The organism is Actinomadura alba (assembly GCF_014323705.1).
Classification (GTDB): domain Bacteria; phylum Actinomycetota; class Actinomycetes; order Streptosporangiales; family Streptosporangiaceae; genus Actinomadura_C; species Actinomadura_C alba.
The window spans coordinates 49423-66987 of record NZ_JABVEC010000040.1 but is presented as its reverse complement, the minus strand read 5'-3'; the positions used below and the strand labels follow the sequence as shown (position 1 = coordinate 66987).

10 protein-coding genes are annotated in these 17565 nt (G+C 73.0%); 1 reads left to right on the top strand and 9 read right to left on the bottom strand.

The features are described from left to right. Nucleotides 1-46 precede the first annotated feature (46 nt). The 4 genes from HKK74_RS33600 to hrpB form a co-directional block, all read right to left on the bottom strand. Complete coding sequence (locus tag HKK74_RS33600) at nt 47-955, bottom strand: sugar phosphate isomerase/epimerase family protein (protein WP_187247434.1); 909 nt, start codon at nt 953-955, stop codon at nt 47-49. 91 nt (nt 956-1046) lie between these two features. Continuing rightward, nucleotides 1047-4493, bottom strand: a complete 3447-nt coding sequence (locus HKK74_RS33595; RefSeq protein WP_187247433.1) for a ThuA domain-containing protein — start codon at nt 4491-4493, stop codon at nt 1047-1049. Nucleotides 4494-4657: 164 nt separating this feature from the next. Next, a complete protein-coding gene (locus HKK74_RS33590) occupies nt 4658-5173 on the bottom strand; it encodes a hypothetical protein (protein WP_187247432.1) in 516 nt (171 codons plus the stop codon). A 113-nt stretch (nt 5174-5286) separates the two neighbouring features. Beyond that, nucleotides 5287-7818, bottom strand: coding sequence for an ATP-dependent helicase HrpB (gene hrpB, locus HKK74_RS33585; RefSeq protein ID WP_312882046.1), 2532 nt, complete (start codon nt 7816-7818; stop codon nt 5287-5289). 95 nt (nt 7819-7913) lie between these two features. Between hrpB and HKK74_RS33580 the strand changes: the two genes are divergently transcribed. Next, entirely contained in the window at nt 7914-12764 is a 4851-nt protein-coding gene (locus HKK74_RS33580) for a HEAT repeat domain-containing protein (RefSeq protein WP_187247431.1), read from the top strand. A 43-nt stretch (nt 12765-12807) separates the two neighbouring features. On the opposite strand, the gene HKK74_RS33575 is transcribed toward HKK74_RS33580, so the two are convergent. The 5 genes from HKK74_RS33575 to HKK74_RS33555 form a co-directional block, all read right to left on the bottom strand. Further along, nucleotides 12808-13221, bottom strand: a complete 414-nt coding sequence (locus tag HKK74_RS33575; RefSeq protein WP_187247430.1) for a hypothetical protein — start codon at nt 13219-13221, stop codon at nt 12808-12810. Next, nucleotides 13214-13579 (bottom strand): hypothetical protein, encoded by a 366-nt coding sequence (locus HKK74_RS33570; protein WP_187247429.1) that lies wholly within the window; start codon nt 13577-13579, stop codon nt 13214-13216. The genes HKK74_RS33575 and HKK74_RS33570 overlap by 8 nt, the downstream gene beginning before the upstream one ends. Before the next feature lie 351 nt (nt 13580-13930). Further along, nucleotides 13931-15541, bottom strand: coding sequence for a monocarboxylic acid transporter (locus tag HKK74_RS33565; protein ID WP_187247428.1), 1611 nt, complete (start codon nt 15539-15541; stop codon nt 13931-13933). Further along, nucleotides 15538-15867: a DUF485 domain-containing protein gene (locus tag HKK74_RS41150; protein WP_312882045.1), complete on the bottom strand. Its 330-nt coding sequence runs from the start codon at nt 15865-15867 to the stop codon at nt 15538-15540. Before HKK74_RS41150 ends, HKK74_RS33565 begins: the two co-directional genes overlap by 4 nt. Before the next feature lie 167 nt (nt 15868-16034). Next, nucleotides 16035-17525, bottom strand: coding sequence for a sodium/solute symporter (locus HKK74_RS33555; RefSeq protein ID WP_187247426.1), 1491 nt, complete (start codon nt 17523-17525; stop codon nt 16035-16037). Between the last annotated feature and the right edge of the window lie 40 nt (nt 17526-17565).

The following is a 17565-nucleotide window of genomic DNA, read 5'->3' as shown; positions in this document are numbered from 1 at the left end:
CGGGCCCGACACGGCGTCCGGGACCCCGACACGCCACGAGTCGACGTCAGAACCGCAGAGCGGCCAGGTGGGCGTAGCTGTTGCGGGCGGTCTGGAAGGCGTCGGCCGGACGGTCGTGCTCGACCAGCCACTGCTTAACGCCGCCGCGCCGGGCGGACTGGAACATCGCCGCGAAGTCGAGGACGCCGGAGCCCACGTCGGCGAAGTCGCCGTTCGGGGCCATGTCCTTGACATGCAGCGCGGGGAAACGCCGCGGATGTTCCTGGAACAGGCGGGCGGGGTCGGCGCCGCCCTTGGCCGCCCAGTACAGGTCGAGCTCGAAGCCGACGAGCGCGGGGTCGGTCTCGTTGAGCAGAATGTCGTAGAGCAGTTCTCCCTGCACGACTCTGTGGTCGGGTTCGTGGTTGTGGAACAGCAGCTTGAGCCCGGCCTCCCGTGCGGCCAGTCCGGCCTCGTTGAACGCCCGGGCGGCCTCGCGGTATCCCGCGGGGTTCAGCATCGATCCTGGCAGGCTGGGGATGACGATCCACTTGCCGCCGAGCGTACGAACGTCCTCCAGGGCCTGCTGCCAGCCACCGTTCGCTATCGTGCCGTACCCGACGTGCTCGAGTACGGCCTTGAGCCCGGTGCGGTCGAGCATGCCCCGGATCTGGGCGGCGTCGTGGCCGTGGCGTCCGCTCACGCCGACGGTGGCGTAGCCGATGGCGGCCAGTTGCGCGAGCGTGCCCTCGAAGTCCTGCGCGAGGGGTCCGCGCATGGTGTACAGGTGCATGCCGATACCGCTCGGCGGGATAGGCCGCTTGGCGTCCCCCGCACCGGCGAGATCGTCGGCACGTGCCGATGCCGCCGTGCCTGCGACCACGGCGGCCGCCGCCGTGGCGCCCAGCGCGCCGCCGAGGAAGGAACGCCGGCTGATGCCCGTCCCGGGTCTGCCGATTCGCGTCGAGTCGTTCATGGCTCCATCTCCTGTGTGAACGGGTGAGAGGTCGTGAGCGGGTGAGGGCGGGTGGCCGGGGCGACGACCCCGGCCACCGTCCTCTCATGGCTCAGCCGACCGTGATCTCGACCGATCCGGTCGTCGTGTCACCCTTGTCGTCGGTGACGGTCAGGTGCGCGGTGTAGGTGCCCTTCCTGGCATAGGTGTGGGACGCGGTGGCGCCACCGTCCGCCGCCGTGTTGTCGCCGAAGTTCCAGTGCCAGCTCGTGGCGGTCCGCCCGCTCGGCAACCGCGCCTGACCCTGGAGGGACACGGTGAGCGGGGCCGGGCCCTCGCTTGGAGCGGCCGTCACGGACACCTCCCCGCCCGGGCGCTTCTCGACGCCCTTGCCGTTGAAGTGCAGCCAGTCGAGGGAGAGCAGGTCGGGCTTGTCCGGCGACCAGCCGGGGTTGGTGAACACCACGTAGAGCCGTACCGTCCCCTCCGGGTCGGCGAGGTCGATCGTCGGCGACACCACGTTGCCAAAGCCACCGGTGTTCGGGACCGTCGCCTTGCCGAGCAGCGGCCCGGTGGGCGACCCCGCCCGGAACTCGACGTCCCCGCCGAGCCCGCCCGAGGACACGCCGAGGGTCACCGAGTCGATCCCCTTGAGGTGGGCGGGGTCGAACGTGATCCAGTCGCCGTGCTCGATCTCAATGAGCCGCTTGCCGGCCGAGGCGTCGGCACGGTTCCCGACCTGGACGCCGCCGCCCGCACCGCCCGTCGCGGTGAAGTGCTCGGCCTCCCGGTACTTCGCCCGCAGCGTCAGTGCCGCTGACCCGACCAGGCTCGGAACGCCGGGTGCTCCCTTGTCCTCGTACTGCGCGCTGATCGCGTAGTAGAGGTTCTGTCCCGGGCCGTGACTGTCACCCGGGTCGGTCACGATCTCACCCGTACAGCCGGTGTAGTTGTCCAGCGGATGCAGATGGCTGTCGTGGCCGAGCTGGGACTGCACGACCACCCGGCCGCAGTCGATGGCCCCGTCCTCGGCGTCCTTGACCTTGACCGTGAACGGGATGGTGTCACCGAAGTCGAACATCCCGCCGTCCGGCGGCGCCTGGATCTTCACCTCGGGCCGGCTGTTGCCGACCGTGATGTCGTGTACGGCGACACCGGTGAGATCCTCCGGACCTTCGACGGTCAGCCGGGCGCTGAAGCGGCCCTTCGTGGTGTAGGTGTGGGTCGGGTTGGCCTCGGTCGAGTCGGTGGTGCCGTCGCCGTCGAAGTCCCACGCGTACGTGAGGGGCGCGCCCTCGGGGGACTCCGAGCCCGCGCTGGAGAACTTCACCGTCAGCGGCGCGGGACCCGAGTCGGGGGTGGCGGAGATCTTCGCGATCGGCGGCCGGCCGTCGGCCACGTAGTCGATCCGGTAGATGCCCGCGCCCTCGTTGCTGCCGCCGCGCCCGGTGCCGCTGCCCTCGCCGAAGTCGATGACGTAGAGCGAGCCGTCCGGCCCGAAGGTCGCTTCGAACGGCTGGATCCACGACATGTCGGGGAAGACCGTGTTGATCGACTGCAGGTCGCCCTTGCGGGCGGAGGCGAAGCGCGGGTCGGTGAACGTCTGGTCGCTTCGCTGGATGGACAGGGTCTTGAACCACCTGCGGGTGAGCTCGTAGGTGATCCACTTGCCCTCGAAGTACTCGGGGAACTTGGTCTTGCTCGAGTTGGCCGGGTCGTAGTCGTACACCGGGCCGCTCATCGGGCCGCCGCCCCCGGTGCCGAGCTCGGGGAACTCCGCCGAGGCGGAGTAGGCGTACCACACGAGCGCCGGCTGCGTGGGCGGAAGCTCGCGCAGCCCGGTGTTGTTGGGCGAGCCGTTCACGGGGGCCGCGCAGTCGAACTTCGCGCCGGAGGTCCCCGTCGCGAAGTCGTAGTCGTTGAACGGCGTGTTGTTCCCCACGCAGTAGGGCCAGCCGTAGTTGCCGGCCTTGGTGATGCGGTTGAACTCGACCGTGCCCTCGGGACCTCGGTTCGGGTTGGCCTGGCGGGCGTCCGGACCGTAGTCGGCGACGAGCAGCGCGCCGCTGAGCGGATCGGTGGTGATCCGGAACGGGTTGCGCATGCCCATCGCGTAGATCTCGGGCTGGGTCTTGTCGGCGCCCGGCTCGAAGAGGTTGCCCTCGGGGATGTCGTAGGTTCCGTCGTCCTGCGGCGTGATGCGCAGGATCTTGCCGCGCAGGTCGTTGGTGTTGCCGGCGGTGGCCTGGGCGTCCCAGGCGCGGCGTCCTTCGCGCTCGTCGATCGGGGTGAAGCCGTCGGAGGCGAAGGGGTCGGTGTTGTCACCGGTCGCCACGTAGAGGTCGCCCTCGGCGTCGAAGGTGAGCGAGCCGGCCATGTGGACGTTGGCCCGGCCTTCGCCGCGCCATGTCGGGACGGTCAGCAGCACCTTCTGCGTCGAGGGGTCGACCGTGTTGCCGGACACGGTGAACCGGGAGAGGTTCAGCCGGTTCTCCACCTTGTCCGAATGCAGGAGGTACAACCAGTGGTTCTCCCCGAACTTCGGGTCGAGGGCCAGCCCGAGCAGGCCGTCGGACTGGCTGGTCATCTCCGGGGAGTAGTCGAAGTCCAGCGCGGTGGTGACCCGCAGGGAGCTCTGGTCGATCACCTTGAGCTCGCCGGTGCGCTGGGCGAAGAAGACCCGCCGGTCCGGTGCGACCGCCAGCTCGAACGGGTCGGCGAGGTCCTCGGTCACGAGCGGGACCCGCTGGAAGTTGCCCGTCTCGGTCGCCGAGCAGTCGCCGGGAACCGCTCCGGCCGCCCACTCGATGCCGCCGAGCACGTGCTTCAGGAATGTCGGCTCGGAGTACGTGGCGGCCGCGTGGCCGAGGGCGGTGTACCAGGAACGGCCGCCCTCGTACTTCTGGCACCAGGAACTCGGGTGATCGACGCCTTCGTCCAGCCCGTTGACCCCGTCACGCACCTTGATCTGCGTGAGGGTGTGGACCTTCCCGGTGGGATTGACCCGCCAGTTGTACCACTCCTCGGTGCGCTCCCAGAGGTCCGGCAGGTCCTTCGTGGAGGGGTGGGCGTGGTCGAGCACCTTGACCCGGCCGGTCTGGATCTCCGGGTGCTGGTCGAAGATCGCGCCGACCAGCCCCTCGTACCAGGGCCAGTCGCGTTCACTCGCCGACGCGGCGTGCAGGCCGACCCAGCCGCCGCCGCCCCGGACGAATTTCTGCAGGGCCGCGCGCTGTTCGGCGTTCAGCAGGTCGCCCTTCTCCGGAGTGGAGTTGGTGTTGTTGAACACGATGGCCTGGAAGCGGGCGAGGTTGTCGTCGGTGAAGGCGCCCGCGTCGTCGGTGGCCTCGACCTCGAAGTCGTGCTCGGTTCCGAGCTTCTCAATCGCGGCGATGCCCGCGGGGATCGAATCGTGGTGGAAGTTCGTGACCTTCGAGAAGACCAGCACACGGTACCGCGCGGCCGCGGCCGAGGCAGGTGTCACCAGCCCCAGCACGAGGGCGAGTACGAGCATGGCGGCGGCGAACGGGGACAGGGGTCTACGGACGAGGCGTCTCATGGCGCTCCCGATGGGTGGGCGGGGAACTTGGTCAGGTCCCAGAGCAGAAAGCGCTTTCCAGAGCCCTCAACGTAAACTTTTCCGTCAAAACGGTCAATGGGGCCTTTCGGCGCGGAGTGCCGCGCCCCGTGCTCATCGCGGACGGGAGGGCGCTCGGCCCTGGCTCACGGCCCGGGGCGGAACTCCCTGAGCGTGCCCTGCAACTCGGCGACCTTGTCGGTCGCCTGGTCGAGCAGCTTCCTGGCCTCGTCGAGCGGCTCGATGAACTCCTCAAGCGGGGTGTCGTCGTCGGCGACGAGGGCCTCGACGAACAGCGCCGACACCACCCCGGTCAGCCCTTTGAGCGCCGCCTGCGCGGCCACGCCGTCGACCTCGCGCAACTGCCGCACGGTACGGATCAGCCGCTTGATGCCGACGTGCACCAGGATCTGCGACTGCGGCGTGTCAGGGGTCGCGATGACCGACAGGTAACCGGCGTCGAAGTTGCCCCAGTCGGCGTGCCCGCCTCCGGCGCCCGCCTTGATCTCGACCGTGGCGAGCAGTCGGCCGAGCAGGAACGCGTCGTCGAGCACCACCGTGGGATCGACGGCGATGGGAACGCGCAGAGCGCTCAGGGCGTCCATGACGCCCGTCGGGTCCAGCTCGTCGGCTCCCCCGCCAGAGCCCGCGCCGTCGGCCATCGGACCAGTATGGGCGACCGGCGGCGCGCACGCAGCGCAACCGGAAGATCGCGCTCCATCCCGATGGCGGCTCGCCGCGGATTCACGCTGCCGTCCCGCCCACGGCGGGTCCCTCAGCGGCGGCGCGGGGCGGCCCGGCGGGTCGGCTGCGCGGTGGTGGGGTCCTCCGGCCAAGGGTGCCGCGGGTAGCGGCCGCGAAGCTCGGCCCGTACGCCGCGGTAACCGTCCCGCCAGAACGACGCCAGGTCGGCGGTCACCGCGGCGGGTCGACCCGCCGGAGAGAGCAGATGGACCACCATCGGTACGCGGCCGCCCGCCAGCCGTGGCGCGGCGTCCCAGCCGAACAGCTCCTGCAGCTTCACGGCCAGTACGGGTCGCTCGCCGGAGTAGTCGACCCGGACCCGGGAGCCGCTCGGCACGGTGACCCGCTCGGGGGCGAGGTCGTCGAGCCGTGCCGCGCACTCCCACGGCGGGAGGCGGCGCAGCGCCGCCGCGACGTCGATCCGCTCCAGGTCGGCCCGGCGGCGCGCAGCCGCCAGCGGCAGCCAGTCGGCCGCCCTGTCCAGCAGCGCCGCGTCGTCGACCGCCGGCCACGGCTCACCGATCACCGCGTGGCAGAAGGCGAGGCGCTCGCGCATCGCGGTGGCGTCCCTGGTCCAGGTGAGCAGGGACGGCCCCTCCTTGCGCAGACCGTCCAGCAGGGCGGCCGTCACGAGCGCCGGGTCGGGGTCGCGCAACGGCGCCGCGAACAGCTCGACGGCGCCGAGCCGCTCGACCCTGCGTGCGATGACGTCCCCGTCGGCCCAGCCGACCTCGTCGGCCGTGGAGTGCAGGGAGGCGGCGGCGAGGCGGGCGGTGTCCTCATCGATGACCACGGCCTGGCGGACGCGGGCCGAGGCCGAGCCGGCCGGCCGGTCGGCGACCGCGACGGCCAGCCAGGGCGCCGCCGCGAGCGACGAGCCGTCCGAGAGCACCGCCCCGGTGCCGGACACCATCAGATGCCCGGATCCGCGCCGGGCCCTCGCCACCCGTTCGGGGAACGCCAACGCCACCACCACTCCCGCGACCGCGTCATCACCCCCCACAGGCCGGGTGGGCGGCGCGGGGTCGAGGTCGCGGAGCGCGTCCTCCAGCCGCCGTGCCTCGGCCCTCCACCGGGCGGCGTGGCCGTCGCCGCCCCGCCGGGCGGAGCGCCAGAGCGCGGTCAGGTCGTCTCCGGCCCCGGGCGGCGGCCGCTCCGACAGCAGCGCCACCACCTCGGCGGCCGGTCGGGCGCCGACCCGCGCGGCCCCGTCCAGCAGGGCCCGGGCCAGCCGGGGGTGCGCACCGACCCGGGCCATCCGGCGTCCCCGGGGGGTCGCCCGTCCGGCGGAGTCGACCGCGCCGATCGCGCGCAGGGTCTCGCCGGCCGCCCGCATCGCCGCCGGGGGCGGCGGGTCGAGCAGAGCCAGCCCGGTCGCGTCCGGATCGCCCCAGCATGCCGCCTGGAGGGCGAAGCCGGTCAGGTCGGCCAGCGCGATCTCGGGCCGCGGCCGCTCGGGCAGCCGTGCGTGCTCGGCCTCGCTCCAGCAGCGGTAGACCGTGCCCGGGGCCTCCCGGCCGGCCCGTCCGGCCCGCTGGTCGGCCGCGGCGCGGGACGCCCGCACGGTGGTCAGCGAGCTCAGCCCCCGGGCGTGGTCGGTGCGCGGTTCCCTGGCCAGTCCCGAGTCGACGACGGCCCGTACGCCGGGCACGGTCAGGCTCGACTCCGCCACCGAGGTCGCGAGCACGACGCGGCGCCGCTCCGCCGGCCGCAGCACCGCGTCCTGTACGGCGGCGGACGCCTGGCCGTGCACCTGCAGCACCTGCGCCTCCACGCCGGAGAGCGCGCCCGCGACCTTCGCGATCTCACCGACGCCGGGCAGGAAGCACAGCACGTCGCCGTCCCGCTCGGTGAGCGCCCGCCGTACGGTCGCGGCCACGTGGCCGAGCAGCACCGGGTCGACGTGCATGCCGTGCGGTGGCCGCGGCGGCCGGGCCGGCGGGGCCCAGACGACGTCGACCGGATGCGCCACGCCCTCGGCGGCGACGACCGGAGCCGGGCCGGGACCGGATCCGGCGCGCGGCTCCCCGCCCAGGAGCCCGGCCCACGGCCCGGTGTCGGCGGTCGCCGAGGCGGCCACGAGTCGCAGGTCCGGCCGCAGCGCCGCACGCGAATCGAGCAGGAAGGCGAGCGCCGTGTCGGCGTCCAAGTGCCGCTCGTGGCACTCGTCGAGCAGCACGACACCCACCCCGTCCAGCTCGGGCTCGCGCTGGAGCCGCTGGAGCAGCACCCCGGTGGTGACCACCTCGATCAGCGAGCCGGGCCTGCGCTCCCCGCGCACCGTGAAGCCCACTCGCCGGCCGACCGGCTCGCCCAGCAGCCATGCCATCCGCCGGGCGGCCGCGCGGGCGGCCAGTCGCCGGGGCTCGGCGACGATCACCCGGTGGAGCCGATCCGGCCCACCGGGCAGCTCGGGCAGCACCCCGGCCAGCGCGAGCGGCACGAGCGTCGTCTTCCCGGTACCCGGCGGCGCGGCCAGCACGGCAGCCCCGGCCCCGGCCAGCGCCGCGTGGAGTCGCGGGACGACATGGCGGACCGGCAGGGCCATCAGCTCGTCACGCACCCGCCCAGTCTGCCCGAGACCGTCACCCGAGATCACCGTCACCCGAGATCACCGCCCGGACCGCGGTACGACCGCAGCGACCTAGAATCGCCGTGATGAAACCGGTCGGCGAACACCGCGAACCCGGCGCACCCGTTCTTGCCGCGATCGAACGCGGGGACGTGGCGTGGCTGTCCGCCCACCTCGACGCCGAGTCCTGCACGCACGACGTGCTGCGGCGGCTCCTGCGGCATGACGCGCCACGGGTGCGGCGACTCGGCCTGGTCCACCTCGCCGATCGGGTCACGGCGGCTCGGCCGGACACCGGACCCAGCGGACCCACCGGGCCGACCGGGCCGGCGGAACTCGCCGAGCTCGCGGCGCTGCTGCCGGGCTCGCTCGACGGCTCCCCCGAGGCATCGCTGCTCCAGGCCCGTCTCCACCTGCGGCTGCGGCCGTACCTGCCCCCGGGGAGCCTGCCCCCGTGGCGTACGGCCGGGCTGCCCGTTCCGGTGCGGATCGCCTGGCTGTCCGCCGAGATCGCCGACCGGCCGGCGGCCGTCCGCGGCGACCCGGCCGGTGAGCTGCTCTACCAGGCCGTACGCGGCATCGGCGCCACCGACGTGGACGACCCGGCGGTGCTCGCGCGGGAACTGATGGCCGATGGCGACCCGGTGCTGTGCGCCGAGGCGCTCCGGGTGGTGCGCGAGGCGCTGTACGGCGCGCTGCTGACTCCCGCCAGGGCCCGCGCGCACCTCGCCGACCTCGCCGGCCTCGCCACCCAGAACCACACCGCCCAGAACCACACCAGCCAGAACCACACCGCCCAGAACGACACCGCCCAGAACGGCACCGCCCACGCCGGGGTCGCCGCCGCCGCGCTGCGTGAACTGGCCGAGCCGTGGGCCGCGCTCGATCCGCTTCCCGCCGAGCGCCTGCGCGGGTTCCTGAGGGACGGCGCCGCCATGCCGGACGTGACGGATGCGGTGGTCGAGGCGGCCGTCCGCCATGGACACGCCGATGTGCTGTGGGAGCTCGCGGCGGAACCCGGCGGGCCGCCGGGACTCCGCCGCCGATCGCTGGAGCTGCTCGGTGAGCTGACCGGCCGCGCCGACATCCGCGACCTCATGGAGATCGCCGCGGAGGACCCTCTGCTGCTCGCCGGGCCGGCGGTGGGCTGCCTGCGACGGCTGCACCGGCGGGGCCGTTTCCCAGCCGACGCCGACGTCCCCGCGGTCATCGCTCTCGCGCTCGCCGACCACACCGTCTCGGCGTCGGAGTTCACCACCATCCTGTTCACCTGCCGGCACGAGGCGTTCCGGGTGCTCGCCGCCGCGCCCCCGGATGATCCGGGCTGGCCACGACGCCTCGAGCTGCTGGTGGCGCTCGCCGGGCAGGGCACCGGCGACCTGCCGATCGGGGCGGCCGTGACCGGGATGCTGCCCTCGGCGCCCGATCCGGCCCCGTTCCTGCACGCGCTTCGCGCTCTGCGCCACCAGGCCGCCGAGGACGCGGTCATCGCGACGTTGCCGCGTGCCCCCGCCGCGGCGCTCGACGCCCTCCAGGCCATCGGCGGGCGGCGGACGGCCGCCGCGCTGAGAGAGGGGCTCGGCCTGAGCGGGCCGCACGGCACGGACGCCGGTCCCGGTGCCGTCGCGGCACACCTGCGGCCGGTGCGGCATCGGGCGCTGGAGTTGCTGTGGCAGCTGACCGACGATCCCAAGGGCCGACGGGCGCTCCTCCCCCGCCTTACGCCCCGAGATCTGCCCGGCCGGATCGCCGCCGATCTAGGCGCGCCGGACGAGCGGGAGCTCACCGTGCTGAGTTCCGATCTCGACGCCGACCGGCCGGTGGAGGCGCTGTGCAGGCTCGCCCGCAACGGCGGCGCGAGCGCGGTGCCGGCCGTCACCGATCTGCTTCTGGGCATCGTGTCCGGGCTCGCGGCGTCGTGGGAGCCGGACGGGGCCGCCCTGCCCTCCCCCGCGGCCGGGTGGTCCCCGGGTACCGGCTCCACCACTGAACCCGCCGTACCGCAGGAGGTCGTGACGGCCCTGCGCGAGCTCGGCGGCCGGCTGCATGAGCGGGGCCGCATCCGGCCGCACTGCCTGCTCGACGCCGCGGACGTGCGAGAGGCCGGCCACGCGCTGGTCGCCGGAGTGGCACTGGACCTGCTGGAACGGCCGGGCCTGCACCCCGGCGAGCAGGCGATCCTGCTGGATCTGCTGGGTCGGGCGCCGCTCCCCGGCATCCGGGCCCGGGTGCACCGGTTGCTGCGCCACCGCGACCGGCACGTGCGCAAGCAGGCGATAGCACTGCTCACCCGCGACGCCACCGGTGATGACGCGCAGGCGCTGTCGGCGAGCCTGATCTCGCTCACCTCCGCCGGTGACGTGCAGACCGTACGGCAGGCGCTGCTCGCGCTCGGTCACGCGCGTGCCCGCTGGGCGTGCCACGCGATCGCGGCGTGCCTCGAACATCCCAACATGAACGTCAAGAGGACCGCCGCCCGCGTACTGGCCCGTACCGGGACGCCCGCCGCGGTGCCGGGCCTGCTGTCCTGGCTCGGCCGTCATGACAATCCCGGCCTGCGCGACGAACTGGCCGGTGCCTTGCGCGCGATCCTGGGCGACGCCTACCCCGCGACCGTGCTCGCCGCGGCCGACCGTTCCGGTGACGAACGGACCCGCACGCTCCTGCTCGAAGCCCTGAGCCGCCGGCTCTCGGCCCGCGCGGTGGGCGCTCTCGTAGACCAGGGATCGCCGGCCGGGCCGATCCTGCTGGCGCTGGTCGCGCGGGGGCGGCTCATCCTCGCCGCCGGAACGCCAGAAGAGCTGGCGGACCGGTTCGCCGCACACGGCATCGCCGCCACGGCCGGGCCACCGGCGGCACACGACGATCCCCTGGACGCCGGCGTACGGCTCCTCGCGGACCGCGGCTGGAACATCGAGGTCGCGCGGCGCCTGGTCGAAGAGGTCGAAGAGCATGAGCGCGCGCCCGTACCGGTGACCTCCGACCGGCTCCGCCGGGTCCGGCCGATGCTGGGGAACTGGCTCGACCTCGCGGCCACGGGACGGTCCGGCCGGGCTCCGGTCCTGCGGCTCACGCTGCGGTCGTGCCCGGAGCCGTGGACGGCGGCCGAGATCGAGACGTTCACCCGGTCGGCCCGGGTGCTCATCTCCGGGCTCGCCAACCTCGGCGGCCACGACCGGGACGGTCTGCTCGCCGTGCTCGAGGAGGTGGCACCGCGGCTGCCGACCGCGGCGGCGCTCGACCTCGCCGCGCGGGTACGCGCGCTGCCACCCGGATCCGGTGGCGGCCGGTCCCCGCTGACCCTGCTGGGACGGTGCGGCGCGGTGCTGACCCTTGCCGACGTCCTGGCCGCGCTCACCGGCGCGCGTTCCGGCCCCGACCCCGCGACGGTCGAGGAGAGTGTGCTGCGAGAGGCCTTCATGCTCTCGCAGCGCCCCGCGTCGGGCGCGCCGGAGCCAGACGGGACGCGTGAGTGGCGCGCCGCGCTCAGGGCCGCCGCGCGCTCACCGGAGACCCTCGACGAATTCCGGCGCGGTGCGGGGCCCGTCGCCCGCGTGGCCGGCTCGCGTGACCATCTCGACGCGCTGATCGAGGTGTTCCCCTCGGCCGGTCACGAGACGCGCGAGGCGCTGCTGGACTGGATGTGCACGCTTCAGCCGATCGGCGCAGCGCCCTGGACCATCGCCGAGACCGCCCGGGGCGCCGCCCCGGCCCGCGCTCCGCGCTCCGGCGATCTCGACCAGCCCCGGTCGCGGGCGCTGCGCGACCGGCTGCTCGCCATGCTCGACGGCGAGGATCCGGGCCGTCGCGAAACCGCGGCCCGGGCCCTGCGCGACTGGCCGGAGCCCGAGATCAGGCTCGCGCTGCTGCGTGCCTTCCTGCGCGGCCGGGTCGATCTCGCGCTCACCGCCGATCTCACCCGCGCCCTGACCGTGGAGGAGGCCGAGCGCCTCACGGGCGGCACCGGCACCGGCACCGGCACCAGCGACGACGACGACCGCGAGGCGGTACGCGAACGGGTGGCCCGCGCGGCCGCCCATCTGGATCCGCCGGAGGTCGAGCGGCTGATCCCCCTGCTGCTGGAATGGTGGGAGCGGGGTGCCCCCGCCACCCGCGCGGCGGCCGGGCGGGCGCTTCGGAGGGCGGCTCCCGACGCGCTCGCCACGGCGTTGTCGGGCCGGCTCGACGCGGGCGCCTGGGGCTTCCTGGATCTGCTCGACGGGATGCCGCTACTGCGCACCGCGCCGCTCGCCGAGACCCGCAGGCGGCTGATCGCCGAGGGACGTGACGATCTGGCCGGCCGGCTCGTGCTCGTGGAGGGGCCGCTGCGCCACCCGGGCGCCCCCGAGCGGGACGCCGCCACCCTCGCCGCGCTGCGCGATCGCGCCCGGCCGCCCGCGCGTTCCAGTGTGGGACCGCGGCGCGAGGAACTGCTGGAGCTGGCCCGCGCCGGCCGGCCCGAGCAGATACGCCGCGCGCTCTCCCGGCTCGCCGAGCCGTACGACGACCGTCCGACGAGCCCGGGCAGTGCGGGGCGGCCGGACCACGACCCCGAGCTCGAGGACGTGCTCACCGAGCTGTCCGGACATGCCGAGGCGCGCGTCCGCCTGCACGCCCACCGCATCGCGCGCAAGGTGCTGGACCGGCCGTCCTACCTGCGCCGCACCACGCTCCTGCTCGACGACCCGCAGCCCGACGTGGTGCGCTCGGCGGTCAAGACCCTGTGCCACGCGGGGTACGAGCCCGCCGTCCCGGCGGTGGTCGGCCTGCTCACCCACTCCCACCCGAGCGTGCGCAGGGCGGCCGCCGACGGGCTCACGCTGGTCGGGACGTCCGCCGTCCCGGCCCTGAGGCACGCCACCGGACGAGCGCGACCGGACCGGCGGCACCTCTACGTCGCCGTGCTGGAGAAAATCACCGCGACGACGACCGGGTGAGGATCAGCGCGGTCCATCCGTGCCCGCCGTACGGGCGGCCGGGTCATGGGCCGACGGTCGCGGAGGCCGTCCGGCGCAGCCACAGGAGTCCGATGATCGGCAGCACCAGGGGGACGAAGCCATAACCAGCGCCGTAGTCCGACCAGACGGTCGCGTCGGGGAAGGCGGCGGAGTCGGCCAGACTGAGGGTACCGACCGTCAGCACCCCGGCGAGTTCCACGGCACAGGCCGCCACGGCGACGCGGCGGGCGTCGCGGGCCAGCGCGGCCGTGGCCACCAGGTAGATCACCGCGGCCAGTGCCGACAGCAGATAGGCCAGCGGGGCCTCGTCGAACCGGGTGGCGATCTGCACGCCCGACCGCGCCCCCGCGGCGAGGGTGAAGACGGCGTAGACGAAGACGAGGGCGCGTCCCGGCCCCGCCGAGATCGCGCGTGAGGCCCGGGCGCGTTCAGCCAACTGTGCCCTGCCAGATCTGCTGCATTCTCATGACCAGGACCGGGACGACGAGGCAGGCGACACCCGCGACCACAGCCCCCCAGCGGGTCCGCTCGGCGGCCCCGAGGAAGCCGCCGATGGGAAGGACGATGAGCGAGCCGACCAGGTAGCCGATGAAGACGGCGAGCTCTCGCGGCTGCTCACCACCGGCCAGCTTCACCACCGCGAACACCACCTGCACGAGGAGTGCCAGCTCGACCACCGCGAGCGCGGCGAGATGCGACCAGCCGATCGGCCGGTCGCGCGCGGCCGGCACCAGCGTCCACGCCGCGGCGGCCAGCGAGATGACGATGATCGCCGTCGCCAGTCCGTCGATCACGGATCCGCCTCTCACACTCCGCAGTTCGTCACGCGCCCGAGCGGGGCTCGCCCGATGCCCGGCTCCGCCGGCGCACCCTTGCGCAGACTACTACAAGGGGTAGTATTTCCGGTCGCCGAAGCGATGGACGGGACTCGACAGCCTACCGATGCCCGCTCATGGCCGATCGGCGCCCCGCCGTCGCCGACCGTGCCTTCACCGACCGTGCCTTCACCGATCGCGGCCTGGCCGATCGTGCCTTCACCGATCCGGGCCCCGGGAAAGGGACCGGCCGGCCGCGGGGGTCAACGCGGCCGGCCGGTGGGCGGGGAGAGATTCGTCAGGGACCGGGAAACCGGTCAGATGGACGGCTCAGTGGTGGACGGCGCCCTCCGCGTGCGCGCCGGTCAGCGCGCGCACCTCGATCTCGGCGTACTTCCCGGGGTTGCTCTCCTTGCTGAGCACCGTGCCCAGCCAACCGCACAGGAAGCCCACGGGGATCGACACGATGCCCGGGTTCTCCAGCGGGAAGTACGAGAAGTCCACACTGGTGAACAGCGCCTTCTCACTGCCGGACACCACCGGTGAGAAGAACACCAGGAGCACCGCGGACCCGAGGCCGCCGTAGATGGCCGCGACGGCGCCGGCGGTGTTGAACCTCTTCCAGAACAGGCTGTAGAGGATCGCGGGCAGGTTCCCGGACGCGGCCACCGCGAAGGCCAGCGCAACGAGGAACGCCACATTGAGCTTCTGCGCGAAGATGCCCAGGACGATGGCGACGGCGCCGATCACGAAGGCCGAGATGCGGGCGACCCGCACCTCTTCCTTGTCGGTCACGTTGCCCCTCTTGATCACGTGGGCGTAGATGTCGTGCGCGAAGGAGGAGGACGAGGCCAAGGTCAGCCCCGCCACCACCGCAAGGATCGTGGCGAACGCGACCGCCGCGATCACCGCCAGCAGGATCGTGCCTCCCACGTCACCGAAGATGAGCTCGCCGATCTTCTCGGCCAGCTGTGGCGCCGCGGTATTGCCCGCCGGGTTGGCCGCGGCGATCTCCTTGGTGCCGACCAGGGCGGCGGCGCCGAAGCCCAGAACCAGGGTGAGCAGGTAGAACGTGCCGATGATCCCGATGCCCCACAGGACCGACTTGCGGGCGTCGCGCGCGGTCGGGACGGTGTAGAAGCGGATGAGGATGTGCGGCAGGCCGGCCGTGCCGAGCACCAGCGCGAGACCCAGGCTGATCAGGTCGAGCTTGCCGCTGAGGCCCTGTGCCTCGGTCGCGTAGCGCAGCCCCGGCTCGAGGAACGCCTCGCCCTTGCCGCTCTGCTCCGCGGCGTCGCGCAGCAGGGTGGAGATGTTGAAGCCGAACTTGCCGAGCACGAGCACCGTCACGAGCGTCGCGCCGCCCATGAGCAGGACGGCCTTGACGATCTGGACCCAGGTGGTGCCCTTCATCCCGCCGACCACGACGTAGACGATCATTAGTGCGCCGACGAGGACGATGGTGGCGGCCTTGGCGAAGTCGCTGGTGAAGCCGAACAGCAGGGCGACCAGCGCGCCGGCGCCGACCATCTGGGCGAGCAGGTAGAAGATCGAGACGGTGATGGTGGAGACGCCGGCCGCCGTCCGCACCGGGCGCGGGCTCATCCGGAACGCCAGCACGTCGGCCATCGTGAACTTGCCGGAGTTCCGCATCAGCTCGGCGACGAGCAGCAGCGCGATGAGCCAGGCCACCAGGAACCCGATGGAATAGAGGAAGCCGTCGTAGCCGAACAGCGCGATGAGGCCGGCGATGCCGAGGAACGAGGCGGCGGACATGTAGTCGCCGCCGATCGCCATGCCGTTCTGCGCGGCCGAGAAGGACCGGCCGCCGGCGTAGAAGTCCGTGGCGTCCTTGGTGTGCCGGCTGGCCCAGACCGTGATGACCAGCGTTCCCGCGACGAAGATCAGGAACAGCGTGATGGCGAGTGCCTCGTGGCTCATTTGGCCTCCCCCTCGACCTCATGGCGGATCTTGTCGGCCAGCGCGTCGAGCTTGGTGTTGGCGCGCCGGGCGTACAGCCAGGCGATCAAGAAGGTGGAGACGAACTGCAGGATGCCGAACACCAGGGCGACGTTGATGTGCCCGACCAGCTTTGCGCCCATGAAATCGCGCGCCCAGCCGGAGAGAATGACATAGAGCAGGTACCACGCGAGGAACGCCACCGTCATCGGAAAGGCGAAAGAGCGGAATCGTCGGCGCAACTCTTGAAAGTCTGGGCTCTCCTGGGTCCGTTCGAAGACGGTCCCTTCCTCCTGTGCCGTGCTCACGAAGCCTCCTGACCATGTGATGCGAGTCACCACACCGTAGGGGGCGCCCGTTCGGGTGAGGAGGGGCTCGTCGGCAGGCCGTCCCCGTACTGCGGCCATCCGCACTCAGGTGCGACGAGCGGTCGATTCGGTGCGTCGAGCGGTCGTTACCGTACCTTGATCTCCGGTCAGGCCCCACCGCGCGGGTGCCAGTCGCCCCGGTCGACGTCGAGCGTCTCGGGCGCGTGCAACCGCACCATCGTGCGCGCCACGCCGGCCGGAACGCGACCGGGGGTCAGCAGCGAGACCACCACCATCACGCCGAACGCGATCGGCACCGTCCAGGCCGCGGGCTGGGCCAGCAGCACCCCCGGCCAACCCCTGAGCGGCCCGCTCACGATCGTCCACATCACGGCGGTGCAAGCGAGCCCGCCGCTGACCAGCAGCCCGGCCAGGGCCCCCGCATCGGTGAGCCGCCGCCACCAGATGCCGAGCACCAGCAGCGGGCAGAACGTCGAGGCCGCCACCGCGAAGGCGAGCCCCACCACGTCGGCCACGGGCAGCGCCCGGGCCATGGTGGCCAGCATCAGCGGCATCGCCACCGCCAGCACCGTCGCCACCCGGAAGGACCGGACCCCTCCGTGCAGGATGTCCTGGGCGATGACGCCCGCCACCGACACGGTCAGCCCGGAGGACGTCGACAGGAACGCGGCGAACGCGCCCCCCGTGACCAGCGCGCCGAGCAGGTCGCCGAGCGCTCCGCCGACGACCCGCTCGGGCAGGGTGAGCACGACCGCGTCGCCGTGGCCGGACACCAGCAGATCGGGGGCGTAGATCCGGCCGAGCGCGCCGTACAGCGCCGGCAGAAGGTAGAAGGCCCCGAGCAGCCCGAGCACCACCAGAGTCGTGCGTCTCGCGGCCCGCCCGTCGGGGTTGGTGTAGAAGCGCACGAGCACGTGCGGCAGGCCCATGGTGCCGAGGAACGTCGCCAGGATCACGGAGTACGTGGCGTAGACCGGATGCTCACGGGTCCCGGCGAGCGGCACCAGCCACTGCTGGTCGGTGATGCCGGGCATCCCGTCCCCGCGCCACGCCAGCAACAGGAAGATCACCGGGACCGCCAGCGCCGTCAGCTTCAGCCAGTACTGGAACGCCTGCACGAACGTGATGCTGCGCATGCCGCCCGACAGCACGTTCACGACCACGACCACGGCGACGAGCAGCCCTCCGGCCCAGACCGGGGCGCCCGTCAGCGTCCGGAGGACCAGTCCCGCGCTCTGGAACTGCGGCATCAGATAGAACCAGCCGATGAGGACGACCAGCACGCTCGCGGCCCGCCGGACCCGCATCGACTCCAGCCGGGCCTCGGCGAAGTCCGGCAGCGTGTAGGCGCCGGACCGGCGCAGCGGCGCCGAGACCAGGACGAGCAGCACCAGATAGCCGCCGGTCCAGCCCACCGGCAACCAGAGCATGTCGGCGCCGTACGCGAGGATCAGGCCCGCGATACCGAGGAACGAGGCGGCGGAGAGGTACTCGCCGCCGATCGCCGACGCGTTCCAGAGGGGCGAGACCGTACGCGACGCCACGTAGAAGTCCGAGGTCGTACGCGACAGGCGCAGCCCGAACGTTCCGATGGACACCGTCGCGACCACGACCAGCACGACCGCCGCGAGGCTCAAGCCGTCCGCTCCCTGTCCGGGCCGTACGGGCCGGCCGGTC

Bases quoted from the DNA above. Each gene is read 5' to 3' on its own strand.
- HKK74_RS33600 (WP_187247434.1), bottom strand. From the start codon at position 955: ATGAACGACTCGACGCGAATCGGCAGACCCGGGACGGGCATCAGCCGG.
- HKK74_RS33595 (WP_187247433.1), bottom strand. From the start codon at position 4,493: ATGAGACGCCTCGTCCGTAGACCCCTGTCCCCGTTCGCCGCCGCCATG.
- HKK74_RS33590 (WP_187247432.1), bottom strand. From the start codon at position 5,173: ATGGCCGACGGCGCGGGCTCTGGCGGGGGAGCCGACGAGCTGGACCCG.
- HKK74_RS33580 (WP_187247431.1), top strand. From the start codon at position 7,914: ATGAAACCGGTCGGCGAACACCGCGAACCCGGCGCACCCGTTCTTGCC.
- HKK74_RS33565 (WP_187247428.1), bottom strand. From the start codon at position 15,541: ATGAGCCACGAGGCACTCGCCATCACGCTGTTCCTGATCTTCGTCGCG.